The sequence below is a fragment of the Kangiella sp. genome (genome assembly GCF_048265365.1).
GTDB lineage: Bacteria > Pseudomonadota > Gammaproteobacteria > Enterobacterales > Kangiellaceae > Kangiella.
Genome location: NZ_JBLXBT010000001.1, coordinates 1437611 through 1453965 on the forward strand (window position 1 = coordinate 1437611; position 16355 = coordinate 1453965).

10 protein-coding genes are annotated in these 16355 nt (G+C 43.6%); 5 read left to right on the forward strand and 5 right to left on the reverse strand.

Annotated features, from left to right (window positions below; translation table 11 throughout):
• Positions 1-152 precede the first annotated feature (152 nt).
• From metX to metF, 5 genes are all read left to right on the forward strand, one after another.
• Positions 153-1190: a homoserine O-succinyltransferase MetX gene (gene metX, locus ACN0VI_RS06700; protein ID WP_417446208.1), complete on the forward strand. Its 1038-nt coding sequence runs from the start codon at positions 153-155 to the stop codon at positions 1188-1190.
• Complete coding sequence (gene metB, locus ACN0VI_RS06705; RefSeq protein ID WP_417446209.1) at positions 1187-2365, forward strand: cystathionine gamma-synthase; 1179 nt, start codon at positions 1187-1189, stop codon at positions 2363-2365. The genes metX and metB overlap by 4 nt, the downstream gene beginning before the upstream one ends.
• Positions 2358-3938 carry an aspartate kinase gene (locus ACN0VI_RS06710; RefSeq protein WP_417446210.1) on the forward strand — a complete coding sequence of 527 codons (1581 nt, stop codon included), beginning with the start codon at positions 2358-2360 and terminating at the stop codon, positions 3936-3938. Before metB ends, ACN0VI_RS06710 begins: the two co-directional genes overlap by 8 nt.
• Positions 3939-4010: 72 nt before the next feature.
• The gene (locus tag ACN0VI_RS06715) at positions 4011-4832 is read left to right on the forward strand and encodes a hypothetical protein (RefSeq protein ID WP_417446211.1); all 822 of its coding nucleotides are present in this window, start codon (positions 4011-4013) and stop codon (positions 4830-4832) included.
• Complete coding sequence (gene metF, locus ACN0VI_RS06720) at positions 4832-5755, forward strand: methylenetetrahydrofolate reductase (protein WP_331892470.1); 924 nt, start codon at positions 4832-4834, stop codon at positions 5753-5755. Before ACN0VI_RS06715 ends, metF begins: the two co-directional genes overlap by 1 nt.
• A gap of 71 nt (positions 5756-5826) precedes the next feature.
• Here metF and ACN0VI_RS06725 read toward each other — a convergent pair whose 3' ends face one another.
• From ACN0VI_RS06725 to metH, 5 genes are all read right to left on the reverse strand, one after another.
• Entirely contained in the window at positions 5827-8958 is a 3132-nt protein-coding gene (locus ACN0VI_RS06725) for an efflux RND transporter permease subunit (RefSeq protein ID WP_417446212.1), read from the reverse strand.
• Positions 8955-10556: an efflux RND transporter periplasmic adaptor subunit gene (locus ACN0VI_RS06730; protein WP_417446213.1), complete on the reverse strand. Its 1602-nt coding sequence runs from the start codon at positions 10554-10556 to the stop codon at positions 8955-8957. Before ACN0VI_RS06730 ends, ACN0VI_RS06725 begins: the two co-directional genes overlap by 4 nt.
• A gap of 16 nt (positions 10557-10572) precedes the next feature.
• On the reverse strand, positions 10573-11931 hold the full coding sequence (locus tag ACN0VI_RS06735) for a TolC family protein (RefSeq protein ID WP_417446214.1): 1359 nt from the start codon (positions 11929-11931) through the stop codon (positions 10573-10575).
• A gap of 148 nt (positions 11932-12079) precedes the next feature.
• Positions 12080-12445: a hypothetical protein gene (locus ACN0VI_RS06740; RefSeq protein WP_417446215.1), complete on the reverse strand. Its 366-nt coding sequence runs from the start codon at positions 12443-12445 to the stop codon at positions 12080-12082.
• A 96-nt stretch (positions 12446-12541) separates the two neighbouring features.
• Positions 12542-16225: a methionine synthase gene (metH, locus tag ACN0VI_RS06745; RefSeq protein ID WP_417446216.1), complete on the reverse strand. Its 3684-nt coding sequence runs from the start codon at positions 16223-16225 to the stop codon at positions 12542-12544.
• Between the last annotated feature and the right edge of the window lie 130 nt (positions 16226-16355).

Consider the following 16355-nt stretch of genomic DNA (forward strand, 5'->3'; position numbering starts at 1 on the left):
GTGTCTTATTCGATGCGGTTATTATACATTCTTTTCAGCCCTCTAAACATCTTGACTTGTAAACTTATAAAATAATATATTAGCCATATAGACGGCTAAACGTCTTTTTTTTGTAATTGTTCAATCTTGAATGCTTATAAGCGGGTCGCAATATGTCACATCAAAGTGTAGAACTGAATAGTTCAGAGTTGATTTCAGATAGTAATTCAGAACACTGGCTGTCGGTGCCCAGTCGGGCACACAAGCAAAGTGTGGGATTTATTGATATGGGATCAGTTCATCTAGACAGTTTGTCGTTACTGCATGGTGGCCTGATTGAAGACTTGGAAGTACATTACAACTGTTATGGCTCTTTGCATAATCCAGCCATCGTGGTACTGGGTGGAATTTCAGCCTCACGCAATATCCATGACTGGTGGGGGGAGTTAGTCGGTGCAGGAAAGGCTATCAACCTCGAACAGTTCTGTGTGGTTGGCATTGATTATATTGCTAATCAAGATTCTAAAAAACCAATTCTTATTTCTCCTTTTGACCAAGCGAAAATAATCCATCTAGTGTTGGACAAGTTGGGCTTTAGCAAAATAGAAGCGATCGTTGGTAGTTCCTACGGTGGCATGGTGGCTTTGGCATTCGCGGCACTATATCCTGCGAAGCTTGAAAAACTGATCTGTATAGCGGCAGCCCACCGAAATACACAGGTATCGGTGGCCCAACGTCAAATTCAACAACAGATATTGAACCTGGGTATCCGTACCGGAGAGTTTAAAGCTGCCATTTCTATAGCGAGAGAGCTTGGCTTTATCAGCTATCGAAGTGATCAGGAATTAGAAACTCGATTCAATCCATTGAGAGTGATTAACAAACAAACTTTAACATTTGAGCTTGTTGAATATTTAAAGCATCAAGGTGAAAAGTTCGCCAGCAAGTTTGACATCGAAAAATACCGTTCACTTTCACAGTCCATCGACCTGCATAAAGTTAACCCAAAAGACATCCACACTCAGGCACTGTTTGTTGCTATAGATAGCGATAGATTAGTTCCTTGCCGGCTAGTCGAGGAGTGTGCTTCTTCTTGTGCAGGTGAAACTCATATTAAAACTATTTACTCGCAATTTGGCCATGACGGTTTTCTGTTAGAAACCGAGCAATTGACAGAGTGTATAACACCATTTTTGAGGAGCTCACTATGACCAGTAGTAATCAGACTATTGCAGTCCGTTCCGGTATTGAATCGGATCAACAGTTTGGGGCAGTGACACCCCCTTTATATCTATCATCCAATTATACGTTTGCTGACTTGGAGCAACCGAGACGTTATGACTATAGTCGCTCAGGTAATCCAACACGAGATACTCTTGCCGACACTTTGGCTGAGTTAGAAGGGGGTTGCGGTGGTGTTATCACTTCAAGCGGCATGTCTGCGATCTATCTGGTCACTCATCTGTGCGGTAAAGATGATGTCATTATTGCACCGCATGATTGCTATGGTGGCACATACCGCTTACTTAATAGCCTAGCGGAAAAAGGGCAGTTCAAGGTTGAGTTTGTCGATCAAGGTTGTGAGGAAAGCTTACAGCAGGCGTTACAAACCAAGCCAAAATTGATCTGGATTGAAACCCCGAGCAACCCATTGCTGCGTGTGGTGGACATTCAGAATATTTGTAAGCTAGCGGGGCAGGATATTATTAAGGTGGTCGACAACACTTTTTTATCACCAGTGTTGCAACAGCCATTAACCCTTGGTGCTGACATCGTAGTCCATTCAACCACTAAATATATTAATGGACATAGTGATGTTGTTGGAGGTGCGGTGATTGCCAAAGAACAGGAGCTGTTTGAACAGCTTACCTGGTGGGCTAATTGTATCGGCGTTACGGGTTCGCCTTTTGATAGTTTTATTACTAGTCGCGGACTTCGCACCTTGTCTGTCCGCATTCGTCAGCACCAGGAAAATACTCAGCAAGTTATTGAGTATTTACAGAAACAACCACTGGTAAAAAATATCTACTACCCCGGTCTAAGCTCGCACCCCACACATGATATCGCTAAAAACCAGCAAAAGGGTTTTGGCGCGATGTTGTCCTTTGAGTTACATACAGAACAGGCCAATCTGCGAACATTTGTTAATAGCCTAAAGCTTTTTTCGTTAGCTGAGTCATTAGGTGGGGTCGAGAGTTTGATTTGTCATCCGGCAACCATGACCCATGCTGCAATGGCTCCTGATGCTCGATTAAATGCAGGCATTAGCAGTAGTTTACTTCGCCTCTCAGTCGGTATTGAAGATGCTGATGACTTAGTGAGAGATTTAGACAGTGCCTTTCAACGATGTCAAATTAAAGTATTACACGGTGAGCAACATGCCTGAGCAAGTGCATATCAATTCAGCTGAAAGCACCAAGCCTATTGTTGACGCAACTAGCTATAAAAACTTAGGCATTAATGTTCATAAGTTTGGTGGCTCAAGCTTGGCAACCTCTGAGCAGCTGTTAACAGTGTGCAATATAGTCATCGAACAAACCAGACCCGGCGATATTATCGTTGTCTCAGCCAACGGTAATGTTACAGACACTTTGTTGGATGCCATTCATGGTCGAGTCAACTCGTTATCAGGCATTAAGTCGTTCTATAAGAGGTTAGTGTCTGGTCTAAATATTAATACTGAACATTTTATTGAGCTGATTAATAATGATATTGAAGAGGTTCGAGAGTTGTGTCGACACTGTCCTACCCACAATGATGAAATACTTTCTTTCGGTGAGAAGTGGTCAGCACATTTATTGACTCAATTATTGGCTAATTTGGAATGCGAAGCGCAGGCGGTTGATGCAAGCAATTATCTGAAACTGACTTCCTTGCATGAATACAACCAGTTTGATGAAAAGTTTGCGGAAGATAATTTTTCAAACTTGTATCAAGTGCTATATGAAGGTCACAAAGACTGCTTGATACGTTATGTATTCACAGGCTTTATTGCCCGCAACAATAATGATCAGTTAATTACTTTAGGCAGAAATGGTAGTGACTACAGTGCAACTATCATTGCTCAGTTAGTTAAAGCTAAATCCGTAACCATTTGGACTGATGTTGATGGTATTTTTACAGCTGATCCTAATATTGTTCATAATGCCAAAAGAGTAGAGCATTTATCATTGTGTGAAGCACAAGCAATTTCTGAGTTGGGCGCAAATGTGCTACACCAAAAGACTGTCACGCCTTTGTTAACCTATAAAACAGAAGCTTTCATAAAAAGTTCCTTTATTGAAGATTCTTCAGGGACACAGATTACACAACTCCCTGTTTCATCGGGTTATGTTAAGACGATTGCCATTAAGCAATCACTGACACGCATTGTTGTTAATAATATTAATGAACTGAGTGCTCGAACTATTCAGCAGCGTATATTGCTAAACCAGATTGCCAGTTATGCCAGCAACTTTGATCGAACTCTGGATCGGCTGACTTTATATGTGGCAGAGTCTGATCGCTTTAATACCGTTTCTATTATCCAGGCTGCTCAATTTTATCCGATTGTTGAGAAAAACAACTTGTCTTTGATCAGTTTGGTCGGGCAAAGTATTCGTCAGAATCAAAAGATTATCAGCAAGTTTGTTAACAGACTAGAGCGCTTTTCTGTTGAGGAAATTCACTATCCTGCTAATGCACATACTCTGTGTGTTCTGATTGAAGATAAACAGGCTATTACTTTACTGCATGACTTGCACGATACTTTCTTTGTTTTAGAGCCTTCAATTCCAATTGTGGTTTTGGGCTTTGGCAATATCGGCAAGCAGTTCATTCGAATATTGCAGGATAATAAAAATGAGATTGAGACTTCCTTGAACCGATCCTTATCTTTGTTGGGAGTAGCCAACAGTCGCAACTATACATTGTCTAAAGCTTGTTTACTCGATAACACTGATGCTATTGATCTACTTTAGCAGGAAGCGTTACCGCAAAGTTCTCAATCTGAAAATGTTATACACAGTAATCATCGTAATGAAATTCTTGATGTGCTTAATAACTATGTTCACAAAGAGCTGGTGATAATTGATCTGACTGCTAGTAATGATATTGCTGAATTATATCCCAGTTTTGCCTCTAATGGCTGGCACTTAATCTCTGCTAACAAAATAGCAGCATCTAATCATCAGCTTGCTAGTCAAGTTGAAAAGATACTGCAAGACAATAGGCGCTTTTGGTTTAAAAATACTACTGCTGGTGCTGGCATACCTATTCAATCCAGTATTAAAAAGCTTAAAGAGTCAGGCGATAAGATTATCAGTATTTCTGGAATTTTCTCGGGCTCACTTTCCTGGTTGTTTGGGCAGTTCAATGGCCAGCAAAAGTTTAGTGACTTATTGCTGCAAGCCAAGGCCAATGCCTTCACAGAGCCTGACCCAAGAGAAGACCTTTCAGGTAACGATGTTATTCGTAAAATTCGAATTTTAGCTCGCGATGCAGGTTTCACTGATGCCATTGAAAACTTCGAGCCTGCATTGGATAAAGCCTTACTGGAAGGCAGCCTACACAATTTTTGGGATAACTCAAGCCATATTGATGAGTATTATGAAAAGTTATACCAGCAGGCAGAAAAACAAGGCGGTTTGCTGCGTTATATCGCCACGCTCACTAACGATGAGCTTAGTTTAAAGCTGGAGATCATTGAGCCAAGCCATCCTTTCGCCAACCTTAATCCCTGTGACAACGTGTTTGCTATTCGTAGTCAATGGTATAACGACAACCCGCTTATTCTTCAGGGGCCTGGTGCGGGTAGAGAGGTTACCGCCGCAGGCGTGTTAAATGATTTATGCGATTTGCTAAGGAGTGCCTAATGAGCAGAGTGGAGCACCAGTATTTTCATGCAAAAGAATTGGAGCGTATCAACCATGACTTTGCCAGCTTGTCGGGTAACGTCAATATTTCATTTGAATTTTTCCCGCCCAACAGCAATGAAATGAACTCGATATTATGGAGTAGCATCAAAAAGTTAGAGCCATTGCAGCCAGACTTTGTGTCGGTGACTTATGGAGCGGGGGCCAGTACCCGCGAAAGAACTCATGGTGTAATCGAGAAAATTCTTACCGAAACCAGTCTTAATGCTGTACCTCATTTAACCTGTATTGATGCAACTGAGTCTGAGATTGAGACTATTGCTCATCGCTATTGGGAGCTAGGAGTTCGCCATATCGTGGCCTTGCGTGGCGATAAGCCTGATGAGGATTCACATGTGGGTGACTTCAATTATGCCACTGATCTGATTTATAAGCTGAAAAGTTTATATGACTTTGATATCAGTGTGGCAGCTTATCCTGAAGTTCATCCCGAAGCATTAAGTGCTCAGGCCGATCTTGATAACCTTAAGCGCAAGGTCGATGCTGGCGCTAATCGTGCAATAACCCAGTTCTTTTTCAATACTGAAAGCTTTCTGCGATTCAGAGATAAGTGTGCACAAAACAGCCTAGATGTTGATTTAGTACCTGGCATTTTGCCGGTAACTAATTTTATTCAGCTTCTAAAATTTGCCCGTTTTACTCAGGTTGAAATTCCAGGATGGATGCACAAGCTTTATCAGGGGCTTGATCAAGATGTGATTACTCGACAGTTGATTGCTTCGCACATTGCCATTGAGCAGGTTAAGCTGCTCTCGAAAGAGGGTATTAAAAACTTTCATTTTTACACTTTAAATCGAGCAGATTTAACTTATGCTATTTGCCACAGCTTAGGGCGAAGAGATTGCTTTGCAGCAGCAAGTTAATACCACTGATGCAATATGCATCAGTGGTATTAGTCACAAAAAATCAAATGCGAGAGACTAGCTACAAGAGATTAACTTTTCTTTATTGATGCTGAGCGCCAAAGGAAGTATACCAATGGCAAGACAATAAGAGTTAATATTAGAGCACTGATCATGCCTCCTACCATTGGCGTAGCAATGCCACTCATTAGCTCTGAACCTGCGCCACCGCCAAACAATATCGGTAGCAAGCCCAAAATGATAGAGGCAGCAGTCATCATAATCGGGCGTACACGCATTGATGCTCCTTCAACAATTGAGTCCCGCAAGTGCGACTTATCTATTTGACGAGTATTATCACTGATAAGAGCCTGGTAAGCTTGATTGAGATAGACCAGCATGATGACTCCAATCTCAACCGCCACCCCTGCAAGTGCGATAAAGCCAACCCAGATTGCCACTGAGAAATTAAAGCCCATTAAATAGGTTAACCACAAACTGCCGATAATGGCTAAAGGTAGGGTGCCCATAATAATGATAACTTCAATCACGTTTCTGAAGCTCAAGTACAGTAGCACCATGATTATGGCTAGAGTTAATGGCAGCACGTAACTGAGTTTTTCTTCTGCCCGTAACATATACTCATATTGGCCTGCCCAGGTTAGCGAGTAGCCAGCGGGAAGTTGCAACTGATCATTAACCGCTTGTTGAGCTTGCTCAATGTAGTGTCCAATATCTACATCATCAATATCGATAAAAACAGTACCATTAATGCGCGCGTTTTCACTTTTGATTGCGGGTGGTCCATCGATGATTTTGATTTCAGCTACATCACCCAAAGCAATCCTTTGGCCAGCTGGCGTTACGATAGGTAACAGCTTTAACTGTTCGGGAGAATTGCGGTACTCTTGTGGGTAGCGAAGATTGACTGGATAACGTTCAAGACCTTCTACGGTCTGTGTGATATTCATGCCACCGACTGCTGTTGCTATCACTTGTTGTATCGCTGAGATATTTAATCCGTAACGTGCAGCTTGTTGCCGATCAATATCAATATCAATATAGCGGCCACCTGCAACTCGCTCAGAGTAAACCGATGCGGTTCCTTCAACATCCGTCAGAATATTTTCTAATTGGCTGCCAATATCTTGTATCACACTTAAATCAGGCCCAGACACCTTGATACCCACTGGTGTCTTGATACCAGTTGCCAGCATGTCAATGCGCGTTTTAATCGGCATGACCCAGGCATTGGTTAAACCAGGAATGGTAACCAGTTGATCCAGCTCCTGTTTTAAGCTGTCGGTAGTGACGCCTTCGCGCCATTGATCGCGTGGCTTTAACTGAATAAAGGTTTCGATCATAGTCAATGGTGCAGGATCAGTCGCGGTATCGGCACGGCCAATTTTACCAAACACTGTCTCAACTTCAGGGATAGTTTTGATAAGCTTGTCCGTTTGCTGAAGAATTTCTCGTGCTTTACCGATCGACAAACTTGGATAAGTAGTTGGCATGTACATCAGGTCGCCTTCATCCAGAGTTGGCATAAACTCACTACCAATTTTGTTTAAAGGCCACAACCCTATGAGGAATACCACCAGTGTTATACCTAGTGTTGTTTTGGGATAATTGAGAATGGTTTTAAGCAAAGGTTTATATACGGCAATGAGACCACGGTTAATTGGATTATTGTTTTCAGACTTTATTTTGCCACGCACAAAATACCCCATTAACACCGGTATCAAGGTGATGGCCAAAGCCGCTGATGCCGCCATGGCATAGGTTTTGGTGAATGCTAATGGAGAAAACATTCGACCTTCCTGTGCTTCCAGGGTAAAGACAGGAATAAAGCTGGCGGTAATAATCAGCAAACTAAAGAATAGGGCGGGGCCAACTTCAGTTGCTGATTTTGCGACAATCTGCCAGCGTCTTTCGCTGCTCATGGACTGATTGGTTTCTGCTTCTTTTTCCAGATGCTTGTGCATATTCTCAATCATCACAATGGCACCATCAACCATGGTTCCGATTGCAATGGCAATACCACCAAGTGACATAATATTGGCGTTTAAACCTTGCCAATGCATGATGATAAATGCGGTCAGAATTCCAACGGGCAAACTGATCACTGCGACCAATGATGAGCGAACATGGAACAGGAAAATCATGCAGACCAGCACAACGATGATCAGTTCTTGCAGTAGTTTCTGCCAAAGGTTATCAACTGCTCGCTCAATCAAGCCACTTCGGTCATAGACAGTGACCAGTTCTACCCCATCAGGCAGACTCGATTTTAAATCAGTTAATTTCTCTTTGACTGCATTAATGGTTTCCTGAGCATTTTCACCATAGCGCATGACAATGATGCCGCCCACGGTTTCACCTTCGCCATTAAGTTCAGCAATACCGCGACGCATCTGTGGGCCAATACTTATTTCGGCAACATCTTTCAGTAGCAGGGGAGTGCCTTGATCGTTGACGCCTAATGGAACATTGCCAATGTCTTGCTGGTTTTTGAGATAGCCGCTGGCTCTGACCATATATTCAGCTTCGGCCATTTCTACCACAGAAGCTCCCACCTCCTGATTGCTTAGCTTGATGGCTCGTTGAATTAGATCCAAAGGAATGGAGTAAGCTCGTAGCTTTTCAGGATCAACTTTGACCTGATACTGCTTGACCATACCGCCCACCGTGGCCACTTCAGACACACCGGAAACCGTTTGCAGTTCATACTTTAGAAACCAGTCCTGCAAACTACGCAATTGACTGATGTCATGCTGACCTGTTTTATCGATTAAGGCGTATAAATAAACCCAACCCACTCCAGTTGCGTCAGGTCCTAATTGTGGCTTAGCAGTCTCGGGTAATGAGGGAGTAACTTGACTGAGGTATTCCAACACACGTGAGCGAGCCCAATACATGTCAGTGTCTTCATCAAAAATAATATAGACATAAGAGTCACCAAAAAACGAAAAGCCGCGTACTGTTTCTGCGCCAGGCACCGAAAGCATGGCGGTAGTTAGTGGATAAGTGACTTGATCTTCCACTACTTGCGGCGCTTGACCAGGATAACTGGTTTTAATAATCACCTGCACATCCGATAAATCGGGAATGGCATCCACCGGTGTTTTCTTTAGCGAATAAATGCCTAGACTGATTAGGATTAAGGTCGCCAATAAAACGAAAAACCGATTATGGATCGACCAGCGAATAATAGACGCTATCATTGATCACTCTCCTCATGGTTCATGCCAGAATGGTCCATGTTGGAGTGATCCATGCTTGAATGATCCATCTCAGAATGATCCACCTCAGGTTGTTCTTCTTCAATTTGTTCTTCTTCAGTTTGTTCGGGAATATGAATCTGAGTAATCAGGTAACTATTATCAGGGTACTTGGTTATTTGAATATGGACTGTCATGTCTTGTTTTACTGACGATAAATCTAGATTCTCAGCGGTATCCAGATCCATAGTCATTGATGGCCAACCCCATTCTTTAACTGGGCCATGGCTGACGTTCAACATATTGTGGTGAGCCATAACGCTTTCGATAGTGGCTTCGACCCACACAGATTCTTCAGCCGCTTCATTATTAGTTGTGTCGTCTGATTGATTGCTCTGGCTCATGCGCTTAAAGTCTGAGTTCTTGCTCGACTCCGAATCAATAAGGAACTGCGCTGAGGTTACAATGCGATCACCGGTATTCAATCCATCGACTACTTCCACATAATCTTGACCAAACTCACCGAGTGTCACCGCAACCGACTTGAACTTACCATCGCCAACAGCGAGAACCACTCGGTCTTGTTTTCCAGTACGAATCACCGCTTCATGAGGAGTCAATATCGCTTGTTTCTTGCCATTCACATGTATGGTGACGTTGCTAAACATATTTGGCTTTAGCGCAAAATCGGGGTTATCAAATCGAATGCGCACTCGTGCGGTGCGATTGCTTGCGTTGAGTGTTGGGTAAACGTAATCCACTTCACCTTGCCAGGTGTCTTTTGCGCCAGTATCTAAGGTCATAGTTACTGCAAGTCCTGGCTCGAGTAGTCCAATTTGGCGTTCAAAAACTTCTGCTTCAACCCAGACTTTATCTAAAGCACCAATCGACATCATGGTAGTGCCGGGTTTAACAAAGAAACCTTCACGAATATTCAGCTCATTAATAAAGCCATCGGTTGGAGCATAGAAAACCACACTTTGACGTATAGTACGCTTTGTTTTTATATCCTTAATAACCGAGTCTGAGAGTTGCAATGCTCGTAGGCGGCTTTCTGACGCACGAATTAATTCGCGATTATTGCGCTTTAATGCAAGCAATAACTCTTCTTGTGCATTGACTAATTGTGGGGAATAAAGCTCATAAAGCGGTTGGTCCTTACTCACTGGGTTACCAGCGGCTTTGACATACAGTTTTTCGATCCAGCCTTCGACTCTTGGATGAATATGAATCAGCTTGTCTTCATCAAACTGCACATAACCGACGGTATTAATTTCATGAGAAATGTAACCTTCCTTAACCTCAGCAGTCCTCACCGATATATTATTTTCCACCGCAGAAGAGATCTTAATGGTGCCTGGTGAATCTTCACCTGCGTCTTCTTCATAAACGGGCACCAGATCCATGCCCATAGGTGACTTGCCTGGTTTGTCACGTCTGTAATTGGCATCCATTGGTGCTACCCAATATAAAGGTTCTTTTTTGCCTGAGGTCTGTTCCGTTGAATCACCGGAGCCACTAAATAATGCCATTGCAGTTACGCCCAGGATGGTACCGACTATACCGGCAATGATAATGCTTACTAGAGATTTGTTATTCATAGTTTCACCCTGGAGTTTACTGTTTAGCTTGAGTTAAAAGGTAGTTAAGTTGTGCAACGGTCTTGAGATAATTGATCTCGACGTTTAGCGCTTCAATTTTGGTGTTGAGCTCATCAATTCTGGAACGCATCACTTCAGTGAAATCACCGTTGTCATTGGTGTATGCATTGAGTGTTGCTTCGGCTTGCTGATTCATCTCTTCTAATAAACTTTCTTTATACAGAGAGCGACGTTTGTTTAGCTCATTCAGTTGGCCGTGATAGTTTATTGTTGTGGATAACAGGCTACGAAGTAGTAACCATTTATCAGCTTTCATGGCTTCTCTTTCTTTAACGCTGGCCGTGACTTCTTGATCCTGGCGGTTACTGGTAAATATCGGTAAATCAAAGCTGACGCCTACAGAGAATAAGTCTGAACGGCTGTTACCCATTGGGTTGTCATCGCGATGACCGTAACTGGCGTTAACACTCCATTGAGTCTTGTATTTTTGCTTTGCCAGATCAATATTGGTTTCGCTGGCTTTCACTTTTTGCTCAAACGCTAAGACCTGCGGGTGTTGTTGCAGGTGTTGAATGAGTGCTTGTTTATCCTTGGAAGACTCCAGTGAAATTACTTGCTTATGATCTAACGAGAGCATCGGCATGGCAGCGGGAAGTGAAAAATAATTGTGCGCAAAGGCTAAATGACTATCATTGATGAGCCATTCTTTAAGCATCGATGTTTTTGTCGCCAGTTCTTGATGCAATTTACTTAAACGGTCATCGAGTCGAGTCAGTTCCACCTGAGCACGAATTACATCTTGTTGTCGGGTTTGTCCCATCGCGCTGGAGTAGTTGAGAGAAACGGTTTCTGCAAGTTGTTCAAAGAGCTGTCGATCGCGCTCAATTAAGTTGATGGTTTGTTCTGCCAGGTAAATATCAAGCCATAGTTGCGTGACTGTCGCTTTAACTTTGGCTTTTCGATCTTGGCGCTGTAACGGAAATTCCTGACTGAGTTGGTTTAGTCTTTTTTGCGTTAATTCCAAGCTGTCGCCACGCGGGAGGGCTTGTGTGACTCCAACTTTTAATTGGGTCATGGCCTCCTGAGAAAAGTCAAAGCTATCTACCGGAAGGTTAGCTGCGGAAATTGAAATCATTGGATCGGCATAAGTATTTGCTGAAATACTTTGTGCTTCAACCGCCTGCTGACGGTATTGATTGCTTTGTAGCCAGGGGTCATTATTTTGAGCCAGGCTTATTGCCTGCTCAAGAGTTAAGCTTTTCGCGGCCTGTTCTGAGCTGGCTTGTGCAGCTATGTTCACACACGAAGCGCAGAAAAGCAGTACTGCTACTATGAATTTCAGAGTCACGTTATGACTATAGAATAAATTAAACATATCACTCCTCCAGCAGAGCGATGAACCAACAAAGTTGGGTTTAAACCTAATGCTTATGAGTAGAGTGTTTAATTGACACCACTAACTCAGCGTTATGTCTTGCGAGAGCTTCTGTCGAACAGAGAGCTCCAGACGGATCGAGGCTGTGTTAGTAGTTTATGGGTGGGCGATAGAGAGAGCTGGAAATTGAGGTTATCGCCTGATCTGAATATAAGTCGATGGATTGGTTGTGTTGGTTTGCCTGAGAGTTGGTTTGTGGTTCCAACACCATAGCCAGCGTTGAGCAGGTGGTCATATTGCAGTTGCCACCATCTTCGCAACAGTCCATTGGCTGAACCATCGCTTGTTCCATTGAATGAGCCATATCAGCATGGTTCATTTTAGAGTGATCCATTTGATGAGCAGGTTGTTGGTGCATGTCCATACAAGGCATATCAACCATAGCATTCGACTGGCCGATAAACGCCAGTAATACCAATGTAATGGTCAAGATGTGTATGAATTTATGCTGCACGAAATAACCTGTTAATAACCATGAACCCCAGTAGGATAGCTTATTTTAGCTAAAGTTCAAAGTTTGCATTCATTATAACCATGCTTAGAGCAATGTTTAGGCATCATAGTTTAAGGTGGGTGCTAGCCACTTTTCAGCTTTTTCCAGGTTCCAACCTTTACGTTGCGCATAATCCTTGACCTGATCCTTTTCGATTTTACCGACACCAAAATAGCGAGATTCAGGATGTGCGAAATACCAGCCGGAGACTGCTGCGGTAGGATACATGGCAAAGTGCTCAGTAATGTTCAGCTCAATTTCGCTATCGGGCTTGAGCATGCTCCACAGCGTTCCTTTTTCAGTATGATCAGGGCAGGCCGGATAGCCCGGGGCAGGTCGGATCCCCTGATATTGTTCAGAAATTAGTTCTGCATTATCAAGATTCTCATCCGGAACATAACCCCAATAGTCTTTGCGTACCAGCTCATGCATACGCTCAGCGAAAGCCTCCGCCAATCGATCAGCTAAGGCTTTTAATAATATGGCATTATAGTCATCGTGCTTTGCTTCGAAGGCTTTGACATGCTCATCAATTCCGATTCCAGAGGTTACTGCAAATCCACCGATGTAATCCCTAAGCGCAGTTTCTTTCGGGGCAATAAAGTCAGACAGACAATAGTTAAACTTTCCATTGCGAGTTTGTTTTTGCTGGCGAAGATGGTGCAGTGTATGGACTATTTCTTGCCGTGAGTCATCGGCATAAATTTCGATATCATCGCCTTGAGCATTAGCGGGGTAGAAGCCAATAACAGCACGGGCCGTTAACCACTTTTTCTCGACAATAGTTTTGAGCATACTCTGAGCATCGGCATATAGCTTTTGTGCCGTTTCTCCGACAACCTCATCATCCAGTATCTTGGGAAACTTGCCAGCTAGCTGCCAGGAACGGAAAAATGGCGTCCAATCGATGCGTGGCAATAAGTCTTCCAGTGGATAATCCTTGAATACTTTGGTGCCGAGGAAAGAGGGCTTAGTAATTTTTGTTCCAGACCAATCAATGTTTGCTGCAAATTGTCTTGCTTGCTGAAGGCTAGCCAGGCTTGATTTTTTCTGACGCTTTTCACGGTCAGTTCTGAGCTTGTCGTATTCGGCTTTGACTTCGCTGACAAATTCATCTTTGTGTTCGCCTAACAATTTATTCACCACACCGACAACACGCGAAGCATCCATCACATACATGGCAGGATGCTCATAATGAGGCTCGATTTTAACGGCGGTGTGAATTTTTGAGGTAGTAGCGCCGCCAATCAGCAATGGCAGATCTAACCCACGACGCTGCATTTCTTTGGCCACATGGACCATTTCTTCCAGCGAAGGGGTAATCAAACCGGACAGTCCGACAATATCGCAGTGGTTCTCGATTGCAGTGTCCAGGATTTTATCGCAAGCAACCATGACCCCTAAATCAATCACTTCATAACCATTACATTGTAGTACAACGCCGACAATATTTTTCCCAATGTCATGCACATCGCCTTTAACGGTTGCGAGCACAATTTTGCCTTTTGGTTTATCAGCAAGCTTGAGTCGTTTCTTTTCTTCCTCCATATAGGGAAACAGGTAAGCCACCGCTTTTTTCATCACTCGCGCAGACTTAACCACTTGTGGCAGGAACATTTGACCAGAGCCAAATAAATCACCCACCACATTCATGCCATCCATTAATGGCCCCTCAATAACATGCAAAGGGCGCACAGCCTGTTGACGAGCTTCTTCAACGTCCTCATCAATAAACTCAGTAATACCTTTGACTAGTGAATGTTCCAGACGTTTATTAACCGGCCATTGTCGCCACTCTTGAGTTTCTTTTTCTTTGACCTCCTGACCTGAGCCACGATATTGCTCGGCCAGATCGAGCAGTTTTTCAGTCGCCTCGGGTGAGCGATTAAGCACCACGTCTTCAACCGCTTCTTTAAGGTCTTCAGGAATGGCGCTATAGACTTCAAGCTGACCAGCATTAACGATGCCCATGTCCATACCAGCACTGATAGCATGGTAGAGAAAGACAGCGTGAATGGCTTCGCGTACTGTATTGTTACCACGGAAGGAGAAAGAAACGTTGGACACACCGCCTGAAACGCGAGCGCCAGGTAAGTTCTGTTTTATCCAGCGCGTGGCTTCGATAAAGTCCACCGCGTAGTTATTGTGTTCTTCAATACCGGTAGCAATGGCGAAAATATTAGGGTCGAAAATAATATCTTGCGGATCGAAGTTGAGCTTTTCTATGAGAAGATCATATGCTCGCTGACAGATTGAGGTTTTGCGTTGCAGTGTGTCAGCCTGGCCATCTTCATCAAAGGCCATGATAATAACAGCTGCACCGTAGCGCTGAACCAGTTGCGCTTGTTCGAGAAACTGGGCTTCACCTTCCTTTAATGAAATTGAATTGACGATGCCCTTGCCCTGTATGCATTGCAGGCCAGCCTCTATGATTTCCCACTTGGATGAATCAAGCATGATGGGCACGCGGCTGATGTCTGGCTCGGATGCGATCAGGTTCAAGAAACGTTGCATGGCCGCTTTAGAATCCAGCATGCCTTCATCCATGTTGATGTCGATAACCTGGGCGCCGTTCTCGACTTGTTCTAAGGCGACCTCAATGGCGGTCTCAAAATCATCCTCCTTTATCAACCTAAGAAACTTGGCTGAGCCGGTGACATTGGTACGTTCGCCAACATTGACGAACAGGCTTGCATCATCCAGGTTTAATGCTTCCAGACCCGATAACCGACATTTAGGTTGCTGATTGAAGTTTGCTCTCGGTTTGGCGCCTGCAATCATTTCATTAAATCGTGCAATGTGAGCTGGTGTTGTACCGCAACAACCACCAATAATGTTAATGAAACCTTTTTCAATCCATTCCGACATTTCGTCGGCCATGTCATCTGGCGTTTCATCGTAACCACCGAACTCATTTGGCAAACCTGCATTAGGGTGGGCTGAAACGGCAAACTCACTGATGCGCGAAAGCTCTTCAATGTAGGCGCGCAAATCTTTTGGCCCTAATGCACAGTTGAGTCCAACGCTGATAGGGTTTGCATGACGAATAGAGTTGTAGAAAGCTTCGGTGGTTTGGCCGGTTAAGGTTCTGCCTGATGCATCTGTAATAGTGCCAGAAAGCATAATAGGGTAGTCAAGCTGGTGGTCATCGAAGTATTTTTTTACTGCAAAGATAGCGGCTTTCGCGTTCAGAGTATCGAATACGGTTTCAATCAGAATGATGTCTGCGCCACCTTCAATTAACGCCTGCGTCGATTCGTAATAAGCTTCGGCGAGCTCCTCAAAGTAGATATTACGAAAACCGGGGTCATTAACGTCAGGTGAAATACTACAGGTTCTGTTAGTTGGCCCAATGACACCAGCCACAAAGCGCGGCTTGTCTGACGTTGAGTATTGATCGGCAATAGCTCTGGCTAATCGTGCTGACTCTCGGTTAATTTCTGCCGACAAGTGCTGCATACCGTAGTCAGCCATCGCCACACGAGTTGCATTGAAGGTGTTGGTTTCAATGATGTCTGACCCTGCCTCAAAATAGGCTTTGTGAATATCGGAAATGATTTTTGGCTGGCTTAAACTGAGTAGATCATTATTGCCTTTAAGATCGCTCGGCCAGTCGCTAAAACGCTCGCCACGATAGTCCGCTTCTGTTAACTCATATTGCTGAATCATGGTGCCCATTGCGCCATCAAGCAATAAAATACGCTGTTTTAGTAAGTCTTGTAACTGTTTGCTTTTGCTCATTAAATATATATCTCAACGCCATGAATACGATATAACTCATGGGAATATGAAAAGACGTATAGACGTCTAAATGATTTTTGTTATAATAGCACCGCTTTTGCCAGTCGTGAACCTTTAAAAGAAAGTTTTA

Coding starts and splice junctions, on each gene's coding strand:
- ACN0VI_RS06735 (WP_417446214.1), bottom strand. CDS start 11,931: ATGTTTAATTTATTCTATAGTCATAACGTGACTCTGAAATTCATAGTA.
- ACN0VI_RS06730 (WP_417446213.1), bottom strand. CDS start 10,556: ATGAATAACAAATCTCTAGTAAGCATTATCATTGCCGGTATAGTCGGT.
- metX (WP_417446208.1), top strand. CDS start 153: ATGTCACATCAAAGTGTAGAACTGAATAGTTCAGAGTTGATTTCAGAT.
- ACN0VI_RS06710 (WP_417446210.1), top strand. CDS start 2,358: ATGCCTGAGCAAGTGCATATCAATTCAGCTGAAAGCACCAAGCCTATT.
- metF (WP_331892470.1), top strand. CDS start 4,832: ATGAGCAGAGTGGAGCACCAGTATTTTCATGCAAAAGAATTGGAGCGT.
- metH (WP_417446216.1), bottom strand. CDS start 16,225: ATGAGCAAAAGCAAACAGTTACAAGACTTACTAAAACAGCGTATTTTA.
- ACN0VI_RS06725 (WP_417446212.1), bottom strand. CDS start 8,958: ATGATAGCGTCTATTATTCGCTGGTCGATCCATAATCGGTTTTTCGTT.
- metB (WP_417446209.1), top strand. CDS start 1,187: ATGACCAGTAGTAATCAGACTATTGCAGTCCGTTCCGGTATTGAATCG.